General features: G+C 69.6%; 19 protein-coding genes. 11 read left to right on the top strand and 8 right to left on the bottom strand.

Going from position 1 to position 20,455, the window contains the following annotated elements:
• Window positions 1-4: 4 nt before the first annotated feature.
• Window positions 5-2,038 carry a bifunctional aldolase/short-chain dehydrogenase gene (locus tag CLT68_RS18540; protein ID WP_099852397.1) on the top strand — a complete coding sequence of 678 codons (2,034 nt, stop codon included), beginning with the start codon at window positions 5-7 and terminating at the stop codon, window positions 2,036-2,038.
• The gene (locus CLT68_RS18535) at window positions 2,038-3,474 is read left to right on the top strand and encodes a rhamnulokinase (protein WP_099852395.1); all 1,437 of its coding nucleotides are present in this window, start codon (window positions 2,038-2,040) and stop codon (window positions 3,472-3,474) included. The genes CLT68_RS18540 and CLT68_RS18535 overlap by 1 nt, the downstream gene beginning before the upstream one ends.
• A 94-nt stretch (window positions 3,475-3,568) precedes the next feature.
• Here the strand turns inward: CLT68_RS18535 and CLT68_RS18530 are convergent, their stop codons facing one another.
• The gene (locus CLT68_RS18530) at window positions 3,569-4,384 is read right to left on the bottom strand and encodes a SigB/SigF/SigG family RNA polymerase sigma factor (RefSeq protein WP_099852393.1); all 816 of its coding nucleotides are present in this window, start codon (window positions 4,382-4,384) and stop codon (window positions 3,569-3,571) included.
• A 391-nt stretch (window positions 4,385-4,775) separates the two neighbouring features.
• Here CLT68_RS18530 and CLT68_RS18525 point away from each other — a divergent pair, with 391 nt between their 5' ends.
• Together CLT68_RS18525 and CLT68_RS18520 are read left to right on the top strand one after the other, a co-directional pair.
• Window positions 4,776-5,924: a zinc-dependent alcohol dehydrogenase gene (locus CLT68_RS18525; RefSeq protein ID WP_099852391.1), complete on the top strand. Its 1,149-nt coding sequence runs from the start codon at window positions 4,776-4,778 to the stop codon at window positions 5,922-5,924.
• Window positions 5,925-5,943: 19 nt separating this feature from the next.
• Window positions 5,944-6,519 (top strand): hypothetical protein, encoded by a 576-nt coding sequence (locus CLT68_RS18520; protein ID WP_099852389.1) that lies wholly within the window; start codon window positions 5,944-5,946, stop codon window positions 6,517-6,519.
• A 141-nt stretch (window positions 6,520-6,660) separates the two neighbouring features.
• Here the strand turns inward: CLT68_RS18520 and CLT68_RS18515 are convergent, their stop codons facing one another.
• Window positions 6,661-7,206, bottom strand: coding sequence for a GNAT family N-acetyltransferase (locus tag CLT68_RS18515; protein WP_099857320.1), 546 nt, complete (start codon window positions 7,204-7,206; stop codon window positions 6,661-6,663).
• A 123-nt stretch (window positions 7,207-7,329) separates the two neighbouring features.
• Between CLT68_RS18515 and CLT68_RS18510 the strand changes: the two genes are divergently transcribed.
• Entirely contained in the window at window positions 7,330-8,670 is a 1,341-nt protein-coding gene (locus tag CLT68_RS18510) for a carbohydrate-binding protein (protein WP_099852388.1), read from the top strand.
• A gap of 108 nt (window positions 8,671-8,778) precedes the next feature.
• Here CLT68_RS18510 and CLT68_RS18505 read toward each other — a convergent pair whose 3' ends face one another.
• Complete coding sequence (locus CLT68_RS18505; RefSeq protein ID WP_143743203.1) at window positions 8,779-9,882, bottom strand: NADAR family protein; 1,104 nt, start codon at window positions 9,880-9,882, stop codon at window positions 8,779-8,781.
• A 113-nt stretch (window positions 9,883-9,995) separates the two neighbouring features.
• Here CLT68_RS18505 and CLT68_RS18500 point away from each other — a divergent pair, with 113 nt between their 5' ends.
• Both CLT68_RS18500 and CLT68_RS18490 read left to right on the top strand, forming a co-directional pair.
• Window positions 9,996-10,316: a hypothetical protein gene (locus CLT68_RS18500; RefSeq protein WP_486482226.1), complete on the top strand. Its 321-nt coding sequence runs from the start codon at window positions 9,996-9,998 to the stop codon at window positions 10,314-10,316.
• Window positions 10,317-10,870: 554 nt separating this feature from the next.
• Window positions 10,871-11,710 carry an SAM-dependent methyltransferase gene (locus CLT68_RS18490; RefSeq protein ID WP_486482225.1) on the top strand — a complete coding sequence of 280 codons (840 nt, stop codon included), beginning with the start codon at window positions 10,871-10,873 and terminating at the stop codon, window positions 11,708-11,710.
• Window positions 11,711-11,820: 110 nt separating this feature from the next.
• Here CLT68_RS18490 and CLT68_RS18485 read toward each other — a convergent pair whose 3' ends face one another.
• Window positions 11,821-13,161: a hypothetical protein gene (locus CLT68_RS18485; protein WP_099852382.1), complete on the bottom strand. Its 1,341-nt coding sequence runs from the start codon at window positions 13,159-13,161 to the stop codon at window positions 11,821-11,823.
• A 104-nt stretch (window positions 13,162-13,265) separates the two neighbouring features.
• Window positions 13,266-14,120 carry an MmyB family transcriptional regulator gene (locus tag CLT68_RS18480; protein ID WP_099857318.1) on the bottom strand — a complete coding sequence of 285 codons (855 nt, stop codon included), beginning with the start codon at window positions 14,118-14,120 and terminating at the stop codon, window positions 13,266-13,268.
• A 93-nt stretch (window positions 14,121-14,213) separates the two neighbouring features.
• Here CLT68_RS18480 and CLT68_RS18475 point away from each other — a divergent pair, with 93 nt between their 5' ends.
• The 3 genes from CLT68_RS18475 (at window position 14,214) to CLT68_RS18465 (ending at window position 16,430) form a co-directional block, all read left to right on the top strand.
• On the top strand, window positions 14,214-14,894 hold the full coding sequence (locus tag CLT68_RS18475; RefSeq protein ID WP_099852380.1) for an SDR family NAD(P)-dependent oxidoreductase: 681 nt from the start codon (window positions 14,214-14,216) through the stop codon (window positions 14,892-14,894).
• An 18-nt stretch (window positions 14,895-14,912) separates the two neighbouring features.
• Window positions 14,913-15,305, top strand: coding sequence for an ester cyclase (locus CLT68_RS18470; protein ID WP_099852378.1), 393 nt, complete (start codon window positions 14,913-14,915; stop codon window positions 15,303-15,305).
• A 201-nt stretch (window positions 15,306-15,506) separates the two neighbouring features.
• Window positions 15,507-16,430 (top strand): AEC family transporter, encoded by a 924-nt coding sequence (locus CLT68_RS18465; RefSeq protein WP_099852376.1) that lies wholly within the window; start codon window positions 15,507-15,509, stop codon window positions 16,428-16,430.
• Window positions 16,431-16,497: 67 nt separating this feature from the next.
• Here the strand turns inward: CLT68_RS18465 and CLT68_RS18460 are convergent, their stop codons facing one another.
• Both CLT68_RS18460 and CLT68_RS18455 read right to left on the bottom strand, forming a co-directional pair.
• Window positions 16,498-17,118, bottom strand: a complete 621-nt coding sequence (locus CLT68_RS18460) for an alpha/beta hydrolase (RefSeq protein ID WP_486482224.1) — start codon at window positions 17,116-17,118, stop codon at window positions 16,498-16,500.
• Window positions 17,119-17,476: 358 nt separating this feature from the next.
• Entirely contained in the window at window positions 17,477-18,334 is an 858-nt protein-coding gene (locus CLT68_RS18455) for a hypothetical protein (protein WP_099852374.1), read from the bottom strand.
• Between the two features lie 498 nt (window positions 18,335-18,832).
• Here CLT68_RS18455 and CLT68_RS18450 point away from each other — a divergent pair, with 498 nt between their 5' ends.
• On the top strand, window positions 18,833-19,588 hold the full coding sequence (locus CLT68_RS18450; protein WP_099852372.1) for an SUMF1/EgtB/PvdO family nonheme iron enzyme: 756 nt from the start codon (window positions 18,833-18,835) through the stop codon (window positions 19,586-19,588).
• A 110-nt stretch (window positions 19,589-19,698) separates the two neighbouring features.
• Here the strand turns inward: CLT68_RS18450 and CLT68_RS18445 are convergent, their stop codons facing one another.
• Window positions 19,699-20,442 (bottom strand): alpha/beta fold hydrolase, encoded by a 744-nt coding sequence (locus tag CLT68_RS18445; protein ID WP_486482441.1) that lies wholly within the window; start codon window positions 20,440-20,442, stop codon window positions 19,699-19,701.
• Window positions 20,443-20,455 lie beyond the last annotated feature (13 nt).

Genomic DNA, 20,455 nt, shown 5'->3' with positions numbered 1-20,455 from the left:
GGACATGCAATCCGAGGTTCAGGCGCTGATCGCGCGCAGCAACCGGCTCGGCGGCGACCCGACCACGACGAACTACGCCGGGGGCAACACCTCCGCCAAGGGCGCGGCCACCGACCCGGTCACCGGTGGCCCGGTCGAGCTGCTCTGGGTGAAGGGCTCCGGCGGTGACCTCGGCACCCTCACCCCGTCCGGGTTGGCCGCTCTGCGGTTGGACCGGCTCCGCGCGCTCGTCGACGTCTATCCCGGCATCGAGCGGGAGGACGAGATGGTCGCCGCGTTCGACTACTGCCTGCACGGCCGGGGCGGAGCCGCGCCGTCCATCGACACCGCCATGCACGGGCTCGTCGACGCCGCGCACGTCGACCACCTGCACCCCGATGCCGGTATCGCGATCGCCGCCGCCGCCGACGGGCCGGAGCTGACCAAGGAGATCTTCGGCGACCGGGTGCTGTGGGTGCCCTGGCGGCGGCCCGGCTTCCAGCTCGGCCTGGACATCGCCGCGGTGGCTCGGGCGAACCCGCAGGCGATCGGCGTGATCCTCGGCGGTCACGGCATCACCGCCTGGGACGCGACCAGCGACGAGTGCGAGCACAACTCGCTGGAGATCATCCGGTCCGCGCAGGCTTACCTCGACGAGCGGGGTCGCGCCGAGCCCCTCGGGTCGGTCATCGCCGGCTACGAGCCGCTGCCCACTGACGAACGCCGACGTCGAGCGGCGGCGCTGTTCCCGGTGCTGCGGGGCCTGGCGTCCACCGACCGGCCGCAGGTCGGCCATTTCACCGACAGTGACGTGGTGCTCGACTTCGTGGCGCGGGAGAAGCACCCCGCCCTCGCCGCCCTCGGCACCTCCTGCCCGGATCACTTCCTGCGCACCAAGGTCCGCCCGATGGTGCTCGACCTGCCGCCCACCGCGCCGGTCGAGGAGGTGATCGCCCGCCTTCGGGAGCTGCACAGCGCCTACCGCGACGACTACCGCGCCTACTACGAGCGACACGCCGACGCGGACAGCCCGCCGATGCGGGGCGCCGATCCGGCCGTGGTCCTGGTGCCCGGTGTGGGGATGTTCAGCTTCGGCGCCAACAAGCAGACCGCCCGCGTCGCCGGCGAGTTCTACGTCAACGCGATCAACGTGATGCGTGGCGCGGAAGCCGTGTCGCGCTACGCGCCGATCGACGAGGCTGAGAAGTTCCGGATCGAGTACTGGGCCCTGGAGGAGGCGAAACTTCAGCGGATGCCGAAGCCGAAGGCCCTCGCCACGCGGGTCGCGTTCGTCACCGGAGGTGGCTCCGGGATCGGCCGGGCGATCGCCCACCGGCTCGCCGCCGAGGGCGCCTGCGTCGTGGTCGCTGACCGTGACGCGGAGGCGGCCACCGCCGTCGCTGCAGAGATCGGCACCACCGACGTGGCAGTTGCCGTCGCGGCTGACGTCAGCGACGGTGACGCCGTGGCCGCTGCCCTGCGCGAGGCGGTGCTGGCCTTCGGTGGGGTGGACCTGGTCGTCAACAATGCCGGGCTGTCGCTGTCCAAGTCGTTGCTGGAGACGACCGAGGCCGACTGGGACATCCAGCACGACGTGATGGCGAAGGGCTCGTTCCTCGTCTCCCGGGAGGCCGCACGCGTGCTGCTGGCGCAGGGGATGGGCGGCGACATCGTCTACATCTCCAGCAAGAACTCCCTGTTCGCCGGCCCGAACAACGTGGCCTACGGTGCGGCGAAGGCCGACCAGGCCCACCAGGTCCGGCTGCTCGCCGCCGAGCTCGGCGGCCACGGCATCCGGGTCAACGGTGTCAACCCGGACGGGGTGGTCCGCGGCTCCGGGATCTTCGCCGGAGGATGGGGTGCACAGCGGGCGGCCGTCTACGGCGTGCCGGAGGAGAAGCTGGGCGAGTTCTACGCCCAGCGCACCCTGCTCAAGCGCGAGGTGCTGCCCGAGCACGTCGCCAACGCGGTCTTCGTGCTCACCGGCGGCGAGCTGTCGCACACCACGGGCATGCACGTCCCGGTGGACGCCGGTGTCGCAGCGGCCTTCCTCCGCTGATGACCGCCGTGCGACTGGCCGCCGTGGACGTGGGCGCGTCCAGCGGCCGGGTCATGCTCGCGCGCGTCGGGCCGGGGAGGTTGGAGCTCGTGGAGGCGCACCGGTTCCGCAACGAACCGGTGCGGGTCGCGGGCACCCTGCACTGGGACATCCTGGCGCTCTACCGGGGTGTGCTGGAAGGGATCAGGGCTGCCGGCCCCGTCGCCGGCATCGGCATCGACACCTGGGCGGTCGACTACGGGCTGCTCGACGCCACCGGCGCTCTGCTCGGCAACCCGGTGCACTACCGCGACGAACGAACCGAGGGCGTCGGCGACCGGGTGGCCCAGCAGCTCGGACCGGAGCGGCTCTATGCCACGACCGGGCTGCAACACCTGCCCTTCAACACCCTCTACCAGCTCGCCGCCGCCGCCGGCACACCCCAGCTGGAGGCCGCGCACACGCTGCTGCTGATCCCGGACCTCGTCGCGTACTGGCTCACCGGTGAGGTCGGCGCCGAAGTCACCAACGCCTCCACCACCCAGCTGTACGACCTGCGTCGCCGCGCCTGGGCGACCGACCTGATGACCGACGCCGGGATCCGCGGCGAGCTGTTCCCGCCGCTGCGCGAGCCGGGCACCCGGATCGGCCCGGTCCTGCCCGCGCTCGACCTACCCGGATCGCCCGACGTCATGGCGGTGGGATCGCACGACACGGCCTCCGCGGTGGTGGGTGTGCCGGCGGTCGATGGGCACTTCGCCTACATCTCCTGCGGCACCTGGTCCCTGGTCGGGGTGGAGCTGGACGCCCCGGTGCTCAGCGAGCCCAGCCGGCAGGCCAACTTCACCAACGAATCCGGCGTCGACGGCACGATCCGCTACCTGCGTAACGTGATGGGCCTCTGGCTGCTGCAGGAGTCGCTGCGCACCTGGGGCACCACGGACCTGCCCGCCCTGCTCCGGCAGGCGGCCGAGGAGCCGGCCTTCCGCTCCGTGGTGGACCCGGACGACCCCACCTTCCTGCCGCCCGGCGACATGCCCGCACGCATCAACCGAGCCTGTTCGCGCATCGGTGAGCCCGTGCCGGACAGCCCGGCGGCCACGGTCCGGTGCATCCTGGACAGCCTCGCGCTGGCGCACCGGCGCGCCGTCTGGCAGGCGCAACGGCTCTCGGGTCGGCACGTCGACGCCGTGCACGTCGTCGGCGGTGGCGCCCGCAACGACCTGCTGTGTCAGCTCACCGCCGACGCCTGCGGCCTGCCGGTGCTCGCCGGGCCGGTCGAGGCCACCGCCCTGGGCAACGCGCTGGTGCAGGCCCGCGCCCTCGGCGTGATCGGCGGTGACCTGGCGTCGCTGCGGTCCGTGCTGCGCGAGACCCAACAGATCGTGCGGTACGAGCCACGCGGCGACATCGCGGCGTGGCGGGCGGCTGCCCGACGCCTCGGATGGGACGACTGACGCGGCGAACAGCCCTGTTAGTCACGTGCCGGCGGTGCGCCGTCGGCCCTGCGGCGGCCAGTTCCACCGACCGCCGCAGGGCAGTGGCGCGCTCCTAACGCGTGGAAGCGAGCTGCACCCTCAGCTTGGTCAGCGCGCGGGTCAGCAGCCGGGAGACGTGCATCTGTGACACCCCGACCTGCTCGGCGATCTCCTGCTGCGTCAGGTTGCCGTGAAAGCGCAGTGCGATGACCTTCTGCTCCCGGTTGTCAAGGCGCGCGAGGGCCGACCCGAGAGCCACCCTCAGCTCGGCGAGGGCGAGCTCGTTGTCGTCGCCACCGAGGGTGTCGCCCAGCTCCCGGTGCGTGGTGCCATCGCCGATCGGGGTGGACAGTGAAACCGCGTTGTAGGCGCGTGCGCCTTCCAGCCCTTCGAGGATCTCCTCCTCCGTGAGGTCCAGATGTCGCGCGACGTCGGTGACGGTCGGCGAGCGGCCCAGCAGCTGGCTGAGGGTGTTGTTGGCCTCAGCGATGGCCATGCGTCGCTCCTGCAGGCGCCGGGGAACACGGACGTCCCAGGTGCGGTCACGAAAGTGGCGCTTGATCTCCCCCACGATGGTGGGGATCGCGTAGTTGGCGAATTCGATCCCACGCGACGGGTCGAACCTGTCGATCGCGTTGATCAGCCCCAGTGCCGCCGTCTGGGTCAGGTCCTCGCTCGGCTCGCCCCGACCGCAGTAACGCCGGGCGAGGTGATTGGCCAGCGGGAGCCAGGCCTCGATGGCGCGGGCCCGGGCGGCGGGCCTGGACGGGTGGTCAGCCGGCAGCGCGATCAGCACGGTGAGGAGGTGGCTGGCTGGCGATTCAGGCGCGGTGCAGCGGTCAGCCAGGCTGTACATCGGCGCGGGCCGACTCGTCGAGGTGGTGATCATGGGCTTCCTCCGCTGTCCGAGGTGGGCGTTGTCGCGACCCCCCGCGTGGGGACCGCACAGTGCCTGGACCAGGACGGGCGTCAGCCCTCCGCACACCTGCGTCGATGGACATCAGGTGGGCCTTCGCGGCCGCTGCGGTTGCTGGGTCGTCGGTCACGTGCGGACCTCCCGGAATCCGGGATCGTGTCGGGCACGTGGCTTGACCCAGAGGAGAGCCTAGAACGGTCGGCGGAGTTCTGCCACCGGTCGTCGTCGCCCCGGCCTGAGCCGGCGGCGTGGAGCTCATCCCGGCGCCGGTTTGTGGGCGGAGGACAGGGGTACCGATTTCGCAGTGCTTCGGACGGAACCCGGGCCGACACATCCGCTACCCCTTCGGTCCAGGAGGCAGCCAATGCGAGCAATGGTCTACCGCGGTCCCTACCGCCTGCGAGTGCAGGAGAAGGACCGCCCCGCCATCGAGCATCCCAACGACGCGATCATCAAGGTGACGCGTGCGGCGATCTGCGGGTCTGACCTGCACCTCTACCACGGAATGATGCCCGACACCCGGGTCGGGATGACCTTCGGTCACGAGTTCGTCGGCGTGGTCGACGAGGTCGGTCCGTCGGTGCGCAACGTCCGGCCGGGCGACCGGGTCATGGTTCCCTTCAACGTCTACTGCGGGTCGTGCTTCTTCTGCGCCCGAGGTCTGTTCAGCAACTGCCACAACGTCAACCCCAACGCCACCGCCGTCGGCGGCATCTACGGTTACTCGCACACCTGCGGCGGCTACGACGGCGGCCAGGCGGAGTACGTCCGGGTGCCGTTCGCCGACGTCGGCCCGAGTGTGATCCCCGAGTGGATGGACGACGACGACGCCGTCCTGCTCACCGACGCGCTCGCCACCGGCTACTTCGGGGCCCAGCTCGGCGACATCGTCGAGGGTGACGTGGTCGTGGTCTTCGGTGCCGGACCCGTGGGCCTGTACGCCGCGAAGTCGGCCTGGCTGATGGGTGCCGGCCGGGTCATCGTCATCGATCACCTCGACTATCGGCTGGAGAAGGCGGCGGCGTTCGCCCACGCCGAGACCTACAACTTCGGCGAGTACGACGACATCGTCGTACACCTGAAGAAGGTCACCGACCACCTGGGCGCCGACGTGGCCATCGACGCCGTCGGAGCCGAGGCGGACGGCAACCTCCTGCAGCACGTCACTGCCGCGAAGCTGAAGCTGCAGGGTGGCTCCCCGGTCGCCCTCAACTGGGCGATCGACTCGGTCCGCAAGGGCGGCAACATCTCGGTGATGGGCGCGTACGGGCCGATGTTCAGCGCCGTGAAGTTCGGCGACGCGCTGAACAAGGGTCTGACTCTGCGGATGAACCAGTGCCCGGTGAAGCGTCAGTGGCCGCGCCTGTTCGAGCACATCCGCAACGGCCACCTCAAGCCCAGCGACATCGTGACCCACCGGATCCCGCTGGAACACATCGCCGAGGCGTACCACATCTTCTCCGCCAAGCTCGACGGCTGCATCAAGCCGCTGATCGTTCCGAACGCCGCCTGACCGGACCGGGAGACCGACCATGCCCTACACAGCCGACAAGCCGAAACTGGCCGAATCCAGCGACGAGCTGCGTGCGCGTATCCCCGGGTGGGGTGTCGACCTCGACCCGAAGGACCGGCCCTCGGTGCCGAAGGAGCGGTTCGACCCGACTCTCAACGGTGCGCACTGGGAGTTCCCCGAACGGCAGCCTGAGAAGTGGCCGAGGGAGAGGTCGATCGAACACAAGTTCCTCACCCCGGTCTTCGGCACCTCGTGCCCGCCCAAGGGGCTCTCCGGGCTGATCCGCCGATACTCCTACCGCACCTACAGCGAGGGACGGGCCGCCCACTGGTTGCTCCTGCTCGCCGCCGACCGGGTGGACGTGGTCGAAAGCACCTTCGCTTCGTTCCTGAGCCGCCATCCCGACAACCCGATCACCGAGACCGGCGTCCTGAGTGAATTCACCCACCACGGTCTCCCGTCACGGCTGCGCGGCAAGCGGGTCGACCGCGTACACCACCTGCTCGACCCGGTCCTCGTCGCCGCACCCTGGGTGCTGGCCGCAGGGGTCGGCTATCTGGCCCTCCGTCGAGTCGCCAGCCGCGGGCGAAACTAGGGCCCTCTCCGGGTGGAGCCGCGTCGAAGTCGGGTCGGCCGTCGACGAGCATGGTTCGGCGGCGGTCGACCGGCTCCACCGCCCGGCGACCCGGGGTGCAGCGCCACGTCGGCAGGCCCGACACCACCGACGCGATCCGTCCTACAGGTCCATGGCGTACACCCGGACCTGGCGGCCGGTGTCCGGCTGCACGGTCTCGCGCTCCAGCGACATGCCCAGCTTGACCATCACCCGGGCGGACGACTCGTTGCCGACGATGTGGATGCTGACCAGCCGCCGCAGGTCCAGCTCGGCCCGAGTGTGGGCGACAACGGCCTGGGCCGCCTCGGTGGCCAGGCCCCGGCCCCAGAACGCGCGGCCGAGCCGCCAGCCAATCTCCACGGCCGGCATGATCTCGGGTAGGAAGGTCGGCACCGCCAGTCCGGTGAAACCGGCCACCTCGCCAGTCTCCTTGATCTCCACCGCATACAGGCCGAAGCCGTGCTCGTCCCAGTGCCGCTGATAGTTGGCCAGACGCTCTGCGGTCGCGGCACGGTCCAGCGTGTGCCCATCATGGATGTAGCGCATCACCTCGGGCTGCGCGTTGACCGCGGCGAGCGCATCCAGATCACCGCTTCGCCAGCGGCGCAGAAGCAGTCGCGGAGTCTCCAGGGACGTGGCACCAGCAGAACTCGTCGGGTCGGACACGTCCTCTTCGTAGCAGATCGGCACTCCCCCAACTTCCCGGGATCTGTAAACAACCCTTGATATTAAACTTCACGAACGTCAATATGTGGAGGTCGCGGGTCGCCGAAGCCTGGGGAGTGAGCCATGAGAAGCCGTCGGATTTTCGCAGTGGTAGCCGGGGCGGCGATGACCCTCACGGCCGCCGTCGCCTTCGTACCCAGCAGTATGGCGGCCGTGTCCTCGGCCACCGCCGTCCCGATGGTCGCCTGCACCGCCCCGGCCTGGGCCGAGGGCACCACCTACCAGGCGGGCGCCCAGGTCACCTACGGCGGCCGGCTCTACCAGGCGCTGGTCACCCACACCGCGCACCCCGGCGCCGGCTGGAACCCCGCCGCGACCCCCTCGCTGTGGCGTGACCTGGGCGCGTGCTCGGGAAGCACCCCGCCGCCCACCACCCCACCACCGACGACCCCTCCCCCCACCACCCCACCACCGACCACCCCTCCCCCCACCACACCACCGCCAACCGGGGGGACCTGCGCGGTGAAGTCGCGGCCCACCGGCAAGGTGTTGCAGGGCTACTGGGAGAACTGGGACGGCGCCTCCAACGGCGTACACCCCGGCCTCGGCTGGATCCCGATCACCGACAGCCGGCTCAACCAGCACGGCTACAACGTGATCAACGCGGCGTTCCCGGTGATCCGCTCAGACGGCACGGTCCTGTGGGAGAACGGCATGGACGCTGGCGTGAAGGTGGCCACCCCGGCCGAGATGTGCCAGGCCAAAGCGGCCGGCGCCACCATCCTGATGTCGATCGGCGGTGCCGCCGCGGGCATCGACCTGAGCTCCACCGCGGTCGCCGACCGGTTCATCGCGACGATCGTGCCGATCCTGACCGCCTACCACTTCGACGGCATCGACATCGACATCGAGACCGGCCTGACCGGCAGCGGCAACATCAACACCCTGTCGACGTCGCAGGCCAACCTGATCCGGATCATCGACGGCGTGCTGGCACGGATGCCGTCGAACTTCGGCCTGACCATGGCACCGGAGACCGCCTACGTCACCGGCGGCAGCGTGGTCTACGGCTCGATCTGGGGCTCATACCTGCCGATCATCAAGAAGTACGTGGACAACGGCCGGCTCTGGTGGCTGAACATGCAGTACTACAACGGCAGCATGTACGGCTGTGCCGGCGACTCGTACCCGGCGGGCACCGTGCAGGGCTTCACCGTGCAGACGCAGTGCCTCAACAACGGCCTCACCATCCAGGGCACCACCATCCGCGTCCCGTACGACAAGCAGGTCCCGGGCCTGCCGGCACAGATCGGGGCGGGCGGCGGCCACATGTCGACATCGCTGGTCACGCAGGCCTGGAACTCCGTGCCCGGCCTCAAAGGCCTGATGACCTGGTCGGCAAACTGGGACGGGTCGAAGGGGTGGACGTTCGGCGACAACGTGAAGCGCCTGCAGGGCCGCTGAGCGACTCCGCTCCGAATCGCCGGCCCGGACCTTTCCGGGCCGGCGATTTCGTTCATCGGCCGTCCCGGGACCTTCACAGGCCCTCGGCCCTATTCGGGCTTGATCCGCTTATCGGCCCGCCAGCTCTGATCGCACCAGCTCCAGCAGCCGCCCCAACCAGTTGGCGCCGCCCGAGTGCCAGTACCCCGATCCCCAATCGTTGTAGAGCAGCCGAGCATCGCCGGTCTTCTCCAGTTGTTGCGCCATCGCCGGATGCCGGCCGAACTTGTCCCGAAGCAGCGCGGCCATCACACCGAGCCGAATCGTAGGCCAGTCGTCCCGCCGTGGTGCGTTGGTGGCCAGGATCCGGGCGTCAAGGCCGCGCTCAATGGAGGCGATACGGTCGTGCCAAGCGGCATCGTCGGTCGAGAGTGCCCAGTAGGCGTGCATCACTGTCGGATACTCCTGGCCGCCGTGCACGACTGGTGCCGGATAGTCGATCTGCAGGACCTCTAGACCCGGCGGTTCCGGCCAGCCGTTCGGATAGACGTGGCCGCCAGGCCGCAGCGGAATCGTGGTCTCGGTCTCCGGCCCGTCCGCCGCGTTCTGCTCCTGCGACTCGGCGACAGCACGCTCGCTCCGGCGGAAGTATTCCAGCGCCCGCTCCTTCATCTCAGGAGTCACGGAGAGCGTATGGTCCGGGTGCCTGGCCGGGATCGTCTCGCCCGACGCGGCGAGCAGGATCCGCACCGGCACGTCGTTCTGGTCCATGTCGCCGAGCATGTAGATCCGCCGGTGTTCGGGCACCGCAAAGTACCGCTCACGGACGATTTCCAGGTTGCCGGGGCTCGGCTCGGCAGCATACGAGATCAGAGCGTCCCAACAGCGTCCGGAAGAGTCTGGCCGGTCATTGAGCCGATCCACCTCGTCGACGAGGTCACCGATAACCAGTTCCGGTGTCAGCCAGGACGCCAGCTGTGCCGGACCGGCGGCGGTGCCGGTGACGATGATCTTCGCGTCCTCCGGCGGCGCCAAGGTTAGGGTGCCGTCTTCAAATGCGGCACGAAGGCCGTCGAAGTCGGTCGGATTCCACCGCCAGACAACGACGCCGTCCGCGTAGACGCAGAGTGTGGTCAGAACGTAATGGTCTCGTTCACGGACGAAGATCAGGCGTTGCCGTCCTCGCACAACATCATTTTCGACGGTGCGCCAGGTCGCAGTGGTGTCCGGCATGCGGCAAGTCTAGAGGCCTTGGACGATCCGGTACGCCCAGCGTCATGCGGCCGGAAAGCGGGTGAACATTCCTGGCTTCTTTCCCAGCCACCACGATGCTGTGGTGGCTGAACATGCAGTACTACAACGCCAGCATGTACGGCTGCGCGGTTGACTCGTACCCGGCGGGCGTGCAGGGCTTCACCGTCCAGACGCAGTGCCTCAACAACGGCCTCACCATCCAGGGCACCACCATCCGCGTCCCGTACGACAAGCAGGTCCCGGGCCTGCCCGCACAGATCGGGGCGGGCGGTGGCCACATGTCGACGTCGCTGGTCACGCAGGCCTGGAACAGCGTGCCCGGCCTCAAAGGCCTGATGACCTGGTTGGCGCACTGGACGGGTCGAAGGGTGGACCTTCGCGTCACAGATGCTCTTGGGCAGCGCGACCTGTGAGGGTCGCGACGGGCTTGCTCGCGTCGGTGATGCTCGCCTGGTCGGGGTAGACCTCGAAGTGGATGTGGGGCCACCGCCCGGCGCAGCAGGCGGGAAAGATGCTGGTGAAACGCACCCTGCCGGCGGTGTCGACGATCTGGACGCCGCGGAGGTAGTTCTGGTCGGTGACGCCCTCCGAGTACATGGAGTAGCGGCCGGCGGTCGCAGTGCCAGACGTAGACAGCGGTGCCGGCGAACGCCTTCCCGCCGTTGGCGAGGTCCCGGATCGTCAGTTCGATGGTCAGCGGCACACCCTCGGCCATACCGGAGGCACTCGCGATGCCCGACCGGAGGTCGGCCTCCCGCTCGCCGTGGGGTCACAGATTGGCCATGCGTTCCATCTGCTCGGAGTACCGCTGTGAAGGCGGTTGCCCGGCGTCGCTCGATGAGTGCGCCGGTGAGGGGACGATCGCTGGGAGCGATACCAGGCGGGGCGGAATTCAACCCTCCCGATCGCTACACTCGCCGCAACGCCGGCACCGCCCGCAGACCTCAGCCTGCGCCATCCCCATCGAATGGAGATTCCTGTGACCCGCGACAAGGCGGCACCCCCCGGCATCGACCCCAACATTCCCAGTGTGGCGCGGGTCTATGACTTCTTCCTGGGGGGCAAGGACAACTTCGAGGTCGACCGAAAGGTCGCCGAGCACGCCCTGCGGATCACACCGGACGGGCCGGCAGCCGGCCAGGCGAACAGGGCCTTCCTGCGTCGGGTGATCCGCTTCCTTGTCGCCGAGGCGGGCATCGACCAGTTCCTCGACATCGGATCAGGGCTGCCCACCCAGGGCAACGTGCACGAGGTCGCCACCGAGCAGAACCCGAAGGCTCAGGTGGTGTATGTGGACAATGACCCGATCGTCCTGACACACGGACGGGCCCTGCTCGCCGCGGAGGGCACCGCGACGGTGATCCAGGCGGACATCCGGGAGCCGGAGGCGATCCTCAACCATCCGGACGTACGTCGGTTCCTCGACTTCGACCGGCCGATCGGTTTGTTGCTCTTCGCGATCCTGCACCACCTCGGTGACGACGAGGACCCGCGAGCGGTGGCCGCCGCGTTGATCGACGCACTGCCCTCCGGCAGCTACGTGGCGATTTCGCACTTCCGCGACCCGGGCGAGCGAGACCCGGAGGGCTCCCGCAAGGCCCGCGAGGTCGAGCGGATCTTCAACGAGTCGCTGGGCACCGGCCGCTGGCGCACCGACGAGGAGATCCTCTCGTTCGCCGATGGGCTGACCGTGCTGGAGCCGGGGCTGGTGCCGCTGGCCGAGTGGCGCCCAGAGCCGGATGCACCGGCTGCGGCGCAGACCGACACCTATCACACCTTTGTCGGGCTCCTCGCCCGCAAACCGTAGGCTCCGTCGTCCGCTGAGGTCCGTCGGCGAGGGCGCGCCCCGCCGACGGACCCGGTTGGCGCACGGGCCGGCGTACGCGGCCAGGTATCGGCGCAGGGCGGTCGCAGTTGTCAGGTACGGGTCTGCAGCCAGGCCCGGAGCCGGTCCAGCAGGTCCCGGTCGGGCGGCGGGGGCAGGGCTCGGAGCAGTTCGTCCTCACTCGCGGGACGGGCCGCCAGCGCCGCGTCTCGCAGCAGCGACCGGTCGACGGAGACGCCGCCGGTGACACCGACGTCCACATCACCCCGGCGGAGCACGTACGCGTGGCTGTCCTCGCGCCGAACGTACGTGAGCCCGGGGCCCTCGGGTGTGCAGGTGGCCTGGAAGCACAGGTCCTGCCCGGCGAACGTGACGTGCAGCGCCACTCGCACGCTGGCGGCACCGCCGGTGTGGTCGGCGGGGGCGTAGCCCACGCCCGGGGGGATGCCGAGTGGCTGGGCCCGGTAACCCGGCAGGTCGACCACGAACAGGTCGGCTGGCCGTTCCTCGGTGGGCAGATCGACGGCGGTCGCCGGGCGTAGCGCGCGGGTGGCGCGGCGCAGCAGGTCGCGGTCGACGGCCAGCGAGCCGAGGACGACGACGCCACGGTCGCCGCGGGTCACCTGGTATCCGTGCTCGACGACCCCGCGAAGATAGACCGCCCCACCCGGTTCGGTGGCGCAACTCTCGACCGTCGGGGCGGAGTCGAGGTGCGGCTGGCCACACTCCCCCAGCCCGTCGCCGACGATCGGGCCAGCGATCACGTTGACGTGGCGCGCCGGCGGCACCGCGGCGAGATCGGCGGGCGTGAACTCCCCACCACCCAGTGCGCCGCCGTAGGCGGGATCGACCGGGCGATATCCGGGAACCTCGACCACGTACGCGGTCCGGTGGTCCTGGGTCGCGTACCGCAGCCGCTCGGTGACCTCGTCCGGGCCGGAACGGGCGAGCGCGACCAGGCCAAGGCCCAGAAGGCCGACCAGCGCGAGCCCGGCGGCGAGCCGCGGTCGCCACCCGCGCAGCAGCAGCCCGGCGACGAGGACGTACGGCACGCCGCCCAGAAGCAGGGTGAGCGTCCCGTCGGAGCTGAGGCCGAGCCCCACCTCGTCGGTCCAGCGCCAGGCGAGCCGGGCCAGGGCCAGCCCACCGACGAGCACCAGCAACGCCCAGAGGCCGGGACGGGTGCCGAGGACCGTGACGGACGCCGTGGACCGGGCGATCAGGCGCAGTAGCCCGACGCCGAGGACGACCACGACCAGCAGCCCGACCAGCACCGCGCCCCAGCCGACGAAGAGCAGCGGGGCCAACGCGGGAATCGCAGTGGTCAGCAGCGCCGACCCGAGCGTCCAGACCGCGCCGAGCTGCCCCAGGACGCGCCGCCCGGGGATCGACTGGCCGTCCCGGGCCCCCGTGACGTCCGGCTCCGCACCCATACAGGACGTTGTAGCAGCAGGCCGCCAACGGTCGCGACGCGACGCGAACGCCGGCACCACCGGGACGATCTGCGCACGAGATCGGCTCGGGCACGACGTGGGTCCTAACCCGGCCGCCGCTGAAGCTGTTGGAGCCCGATGACGCGAAGAAGGTCGAGCTTCTGCTCGTCCTCGGAGTCCGGCACCGCCGTCATCATCACTATCGTCTGGTCGCCGGGGCCGCCGGTGAACGTGTCGCAGTCCACGATGATGTCCCCCACCAGCTCCGTGTGCAGGGTTTTGCGGCTGGTGCGTAGTTCCCCGACCGTCCCGGCCTTCCAGCGCCGGGCGAAGTCAGGGGAAGCCTTGAGCAGACGATCGATCAGCTGGGGGATGTCCGGATCGTCCGGATAGCGGCCGGCCGCGGTACGCAGGTGACCGACGAGGTCTCGCGCGTACGCCTCGTCGTCCTCGGGGGTGTGCGTCACCGGGATGGAACCCGCGAAGTACATCCAGGTGACATTGCGCTCCAGCCGGGTCAGGCTGGACGGGTCACCGAACAGGGCCGCCCAGAGTGGATTCCACAGCACCAGTTCACCGATCGCGGTATGCACCGCCACAGCCACCGGGGCGTTGCGGAACCGGTCCACCATCCGCTGCGCGCTCGGAGTCACCTGTCGGGGCACGAATCCGGCCGGCGGTACGGCCGCGCCCGCGACCCGGAACAGGTGGTCGCGTTCCAGGTCGTTCAGGCGCAGCGCCCGGGCCAGCGAGCCCAGCAGCTGCGGCGAGGGGTGACGGGCCCGGCCCTGCTCCAGGCGGACGATGTAGTCCACGCTCACCCCGGCGAGCAGAGCCAACTCCTCACGACGCAGCCCGGGAGCGCGACGGCCCAGGCCCGGGGGGAGGCCCACATCCGCCGGGCGTACCCGGTCGCGCCATGCTCGAAGGACCTGCGCGAACTCATCCACGTCATCCATGATGCCCGGCATCCGGCGCAGTGGGTGGTACTGCTGGTCCCACCGTCGAACAGGGCCTGCCGGTCGGTCCGGCGGCGGCGCACATTGGGTGGCATGACCACAACTTTGGTGACCGGAGCCAACAAGGGCCTCGGTCTGGAGACCACTCGCCGCCTGATCGCCGCCGGCCACACCGTCTACGCCGGCATGCGTGACCTGGCCTCCGGCGATGCCGCCCGCGACCTCGGAGCCGTCGCGGTTCAGCTCGACGTCACCGACCAGGACAGCGTCGACAAGGCGATCGGGTCGCTGCGAACCCTCGACGTGTTGATCAACAACGCGGCCGTCGTGGGACCGTCGTGGGGCCTCGACGACCTGGACGTCGACGCGATGCGCGTGGCCTTCGAGACCAACGTCTACGGCGTCGTACGGGTCACACAGGCCGCCCTGCCCCTGTTGCGGCAGTCGTCCGCGCCGGTGATCGTCAACGTCGCCTCCGGACTCGGCTTCCCCCGCGCCCTGCTGGACCCGGAGGACGACTCCTTCAACGGATACATGATTCCGTACGCCAGCTCGAAGGCCGCGGTGCTCGCGCTCACCATTCAGTACGCCAAGAACCTGCCCGGAATGCGGATCAACGCCTCCGACCCCGGCTACACCGCCACCGACCTCAACAGTCACAAGGGGCACCAGACCGTCACCGAAGGCACCGACGCCACTGTCGCTCTGGCCCTGATCGGCCCCGACGGTCCCACCGGTGAATACCACAACCGCCAGGGCCGGATCACCTACTGAACGAAAGGAATGATTGCAGTGACCGACAGCGATAGTCGTGACTGGTACCTGCGGTACATCGCGACACTCAACGCCCATGAGCTCGACCGGATGGACGAGTTCATCGCCGACGAGGTCATGCTGAACGGCGAGCCAGGGACGAGGGACGATGTCCTCGCCGACATGTGGTCCATCGTCAACGCCGTTCCGGACATGCACTGGGAGGTTCAGGAACTGCTGTTCGACCGCGACCGCATCGCCGCGCGTGTGGTCAACACCGGCACCCCGGTGAAGGAGTGGCTCGGCGTCGCTCCGACCGGAAAGTCGTTCGAGATCGTCGAGTACGCGATCTACAAGGTCAACGACGGCCGTTTCGTGCAGATGACCAACCTGCACGACTCAGCCGATGTGAGCCGGCAGTTGACTGCCTGACCGCAGGACGAGGTCGGGCGGCCGCAAGCCGTCCGACCATCTCCTGGAATGATCCCGTGAAGTTGCGGATGAGCGGGATGTTTGCTCGATCCGGGCGGGATGCGAGGCTGAACGCGTGGCTTCCCGATCGACGTACAGGGAGACAACCCCGGCGGCGCCAGTCCCTGAGCCGGCGCGACGCCCGCCGCCGGTGACGCCCGGATGAGCTTGGTGTCGGCGTTCGTACCGATCTGGATCCTTACCGCGGTCGGCTACGCGGCCTGTCGTTGGGGCCTGCTGGGCGAGGCGGCGGCGGCGGTGCTCGGCCGGTTCGTGTTCCAACTTGCGATGCCGTCCGCTCTGTTCCTAGCCCTGTCCCGAATGCCGCTCTCCGGGTTCGCCGGCCGCCCCCTGCTCGCCTTTGGGATGAGCACGGCCGCGGTCGTCGGGTTCGGCTGGGTCGGCGCGAGCTGGCTGTTCGGTCGCAAGCCCGGCGAACGGCCGATCTGGGGCATGGCCGCCGGGTACGTAAACTCGGCGAACCTCGGCATCCCCATCGCAACGCAGGTTCTCGGCAACGTGTCGTTCCTGGCGCAGGTGGTGCTGCTGCAGTTGCTGGTGGTGACGCCCGTGATCCTGGTCGCCCTGGACCGGCACAGCGACCCGGCCGGGCGGGTACGGGCCCGCCGTCTCGCCTCCCTGCCGGTACGCAACCCCGTGATCCTGGCGTCGCTGCTCGGTGTCGCGTGCTCGGCCACCGGCCTGCACCTGCCGTCGACGGCCAGCGCGCCACTCACCCTGCTGTCGGGCGCCGCGGTGCCAACCGCCCTGATCGCGCTCGGCGCGTCGCTGCACCGCACGTCACCGTCGCGGGACGAGCCGGCCAAGCCGGGCGAACTGGCCATGATCACCGCGCTGAAGCTCGTCGCACAGCCGATCATCGCGTACGCGGCCGGACTGGCCCTGCACCTGTCCGCACCGCAGTTGCTCGCCGTGGTGGTGTGCGCGGGCCTGCCGACAGCGCAGAACACATTCATCTACAGCCAGGAATACGGCGTCGGCGAGACGGTGACCAACCGGGCGGTGGTGGTGACCACGACGCTGTCGCTGGCCACCCTGGCCGCGGCGGCCACGCTGCTCGGGTAGGCCCGGCGACGTCGTCAGTCGAGGCCCGCCGTCAGCGGCAGATCAGTGCGTCGGATCAGGTCGGGACTCAGGACGTCGAGGATCGCCAGTCAAGGGTCATCGCCATGATGCGGTCCGTTACAGCGCGCGGGTCCACCAGCTGGTGCAGATGCCTGCCTGGAACGTGGTCGACGGCCCAGCCGCGCTGCCTCGCATCGATGGCGACCGGCTCGTACGGTGGACCGAACAGCAGGTAGCCGCACGGCCGGTCGTCCCAGCCGGCCGGGGTGGGCACGAGTTCCTCGTAGTAGCTCAGTGGCAGCCGGGGCTGTTCGGCCGACACAGCTCTGCGCGTCTGCGCGTCCGGGAACATCGGCGCGACGTCGGACTCGTCCCACCACGCCGTCCATTGCGGAAGCCGACCGTCGGTCACCTTCGGGCCTAGAAACTCCAACAGCTCAGGTGGCGCGACAGGCGTCGGTCCTGCGGGTGACGGCAGCGCCGCGTCGACGAACAGGCAGCCGACGATCCGTCGGGAGGTTGCTTCCACGATAACCGGCACGAAGAGGCCAGCGTTGCTGTGCGCCACGATGACGACGGGTTGGTCCGGCGGCAGCCGGTCGATCGTGGCTCTGACCTTTTCGGCGACGGACCGCCAGAACGGCGGACGCGCATCCGCGACGCCCAGGAGTGACGGCACGATGGCCACCGCCCCCGAGTCTTCGAGTGTCTGCGCTGTCGATGCCCAGGTGAGGGGCCCGACCGATGGACTGTGCACAAGAACGTAGGCGGCATCCATGACCACACCCTTCACGATTCGGCCCGCGGGCTGCCACCCCACTCGTCACGCTGAAGGCGAACAACGGACTATGCCGTCAGGGCGGTCAGCTTCATGACCCACGGGATCCACTCTTCGGCACGTCCGGCCCTACCAGCGGCAGGCGGCAACCGTCGGTGACGCGCGGTTGGCGGCAGAAGAGTGAGCGCAGCACCGATCCGAAGCACGGTGACCTTGACCGATCGAGGGCGGGGCGGTAGCCGGCTGGCTGCCGTCGTCACTCGCCCTGCTACCGACTGCCCGGCGTACGCGACGGGTCGTGGCCCAGTCCATAGCCGGCATGAATCTCCACCGCGCTCACTCCTAGCGCGTCGAGACCTCGGTTGAGCCCGCGGTACGCCCTGAACTCCGCCGTCACGTACTGCTCGCCCTCGACCGCGGTCGGGGGAGCCCAGCCGCTGCGGCCCAGCGCTGTCATCGCTGTCTGCATCGCCACCCATGGGCGGTGTCCGGTGACGCCGACCAGCGCATACACCCGGGTGAACGACACCGGCGGACCGACCTCGACAGGTCCGGGGCCGTCACAGGTCCGCCTGCCGACCCGTTGGGCGAGTGTTGTGGCCACCTCAACGGCACGGTCCGCATCGCTGGCGGACACGTCGACCACAAGCGCCACGCGTACCGTTGCTTGTTCTCGTATCAATGCCTGCAGTTCGGTGGGGAGCTCCTCAGCCTCGGCCTCGGTCACAACGCCGCCATCGGTATTCGCTTCGGTGTCCTCCGGCGGGGCGGTATCGATGTCACCGGCGGCGTCGACGTCGAGCCAGTATCCGGTGTTGCGGAAATGAGAGGCCGCCTCGCGCCAGGCGAGATGGGCCGGTTCGGTGGCGCCGCCGGACACCGGTGGGGGCAGCTCATTGCCGGACAGGAACCCCCGTACGAAGTACCGGGTCTGCTCGGAGCAGTCGCCGATTTCCCCCTTTGACACCCTGGTACGGATGCCGCGCTCTGCGCAATAGGCGAACATGCGTCCGGCGAACGTGTGCGGATTGCCATCGAGGAGGTAGTGCCGTCCGCATCGCTCGGTGTCGAACCACAAATTGGGGTCGACGTCGGGCGGCAACGGCGGACGAGCAGGCAACGACATTCGACGATAGTAGGACGCGCGCGTGCTAGAACGGCCGACAGCCCGGACGGGACCTAGCGGTAAGCCTGCTCACAGCGGCGGCACGGCCTGGTCTCCCGGGCAGCCGCACGCCCCCCTCCAATGGCGCCGGCATCCTGGCAAAGATCGGTACTCAGGCTTCGACCTACAGAACCGCATCAGCATGAGTCCACTGCGCAACTCGAACCGGCAGCGAAGGTCGCGCCGACACCCTCATCGGCAGAACCGAATGTGGTATCTGGCGCGGCTTCGACCACGGGCCGTGACGCACGGGAGGCCGCGGCCGGCGCGGCGAAGAACAGCTCGCTCCTAACGAAGACGCAAGTTGCCCAGTCAGTTGGTCGTCGGCCAGCGCTGCCATGCCTTTTCGGGATGTCGGTAGCCATCGGTCAGAGGCATGACCAGGCGGTTGGTGCGGGCGCGAGCAGCGGGGTCGTCGGGACAGACCGGCGGGTGGATTGCCTGCTAGCCTTCGCCGCCATGTGGACCGAGGAGATCGTGACCGGCCGACCGGCATGGAGGCACATCCCGTCGGGGGTCGTGTTTCGCGAGGTTCCGGGCGGCACGTTCCAGATGGGCCTGTCCGAGGCAGAGCTCGACGCGGTAGGCGCTATCGAGCGCAGCGGTGGCGTCGAGGACACGATCGAGCCGTTCCTCGCGAGTGCCAGGAACGCACAACCGGTACGCGAGGTGCGGGTCGAGCCGTTCCTGCTCGCACGGCACCCGCTGACCGTGGCGCAGGTCCGGCACTGGCTGCCCAAGTACGAAGACGACTACGCCGAGGCGGACACCGGCACCGCCCGGCTCGAAGGCGACCTGGAGGACCTGCTCAAGCTGTTGCCCTTCCAGCTGCCCAGCGAGGCGCAGTGGGAATACGCGGCGCGGGCCGGCACCACCACGCTGACCTTCCGCGGTGACGGGAAACCCGACGAGGACCAGCTCCTCGACGACTTCGGCGACGAGGCGCGGACGGCCGCCGGGGAGAACGCGTTCGGGCTGGCGGCGCTGGGCTCGGCGAACGAGCTCTGCGCCGACGTGTGGGCTCCCGGGTTCGACGGCGCGCCGGCAGACGCGCTGCCACGGACCGGTGACGGGCCCCGGACCGTACGCGGTGGAGCCGCCGACCTCTACCCGTGGCAGGGCTGTGACGAGTGGTTGTTGCTGCTCTCCGCCATCCGGTACGAGCACGCCAACTTCACGGCGGTACGCCCAGCCGGACCACTGCCACCCCAGTGATGGTGGTCTGAGCGGAGGGCCGGCGATGCGGCCGCAAGCCAGGGATGGGCCTGGGCGTCGGATCGGTGTGCCTGATGCTCTTGAGCACGGCCGCGGACCTGCCGCAGTAATTAGTGATCTCGGTCCCGGCCGAGGAAACATGACAGCAGGTCCCTGAACTCGTGCGGGTGCTCGATCGCCGGCACGTGCCCGCATCGGCCGAGCACGTGCAGGCGGACATCGGCCAGGTGTTCGAGCAGGGGCTGGGTTGCCGTCTCGAGCGGGGTGACTCGGTCCCCGGCGCCGTGTACGAGCAGCACGGGTGCGCGCACCGCTGCCAGCGTTTGCGCCGAGAGGGTGAGCTCGTCGACCCATCGTGCCCTGGGTGGAGGGAACAACGACGCGAATGCGGCCGCCCCCGCTCGCATCGCGGCTGCACGGGCATCGACGGCCGAATCGGTCACGAGCGCTTGGTCGAGAACGAGGCGACTCAGCATGTCTCGTGCCCCGACCGGGCCGGCGGGGGCGGCCCAGATCGCGTCGAGCTCGGCGGACAGCGGCGCCCCGGGGGCGCCCATCGTCGAGACCGCCACGACACGGGTGACCTGCTGAGGGCGCGCGGCCGCCAACGCCAGCGCCACGGCGCCGCCCATGGAGTGACCCACCACCGAGTAGTGCTCGAACCCGAGAGCATCCATCAGGCCCGCGGCCTGCTCCGTCCACAGCCGGAGCCCACCCCTGGAGCCCGCCGGGACAGGCGTGCGGCCGAAGCCCGCCTGGTCAGGAGCCACCAGGTGCCAGGACGTGCCCAGCGCCTGCGCCGTCGTTGCCCAGGCGCCGGACCCGGTCGTGCCGGGTCCGGAGCCGTGCAGCATCAGCACCGCGGGC

The sequence above is a fragment of the Micromonospora sp. CNZ299 genome, assembly GCF_002754415.1.
Note: the sequence above shows the minus strand (reverse complement) of the source record. Positions and strands in the feature narration are given on the sequence as shown.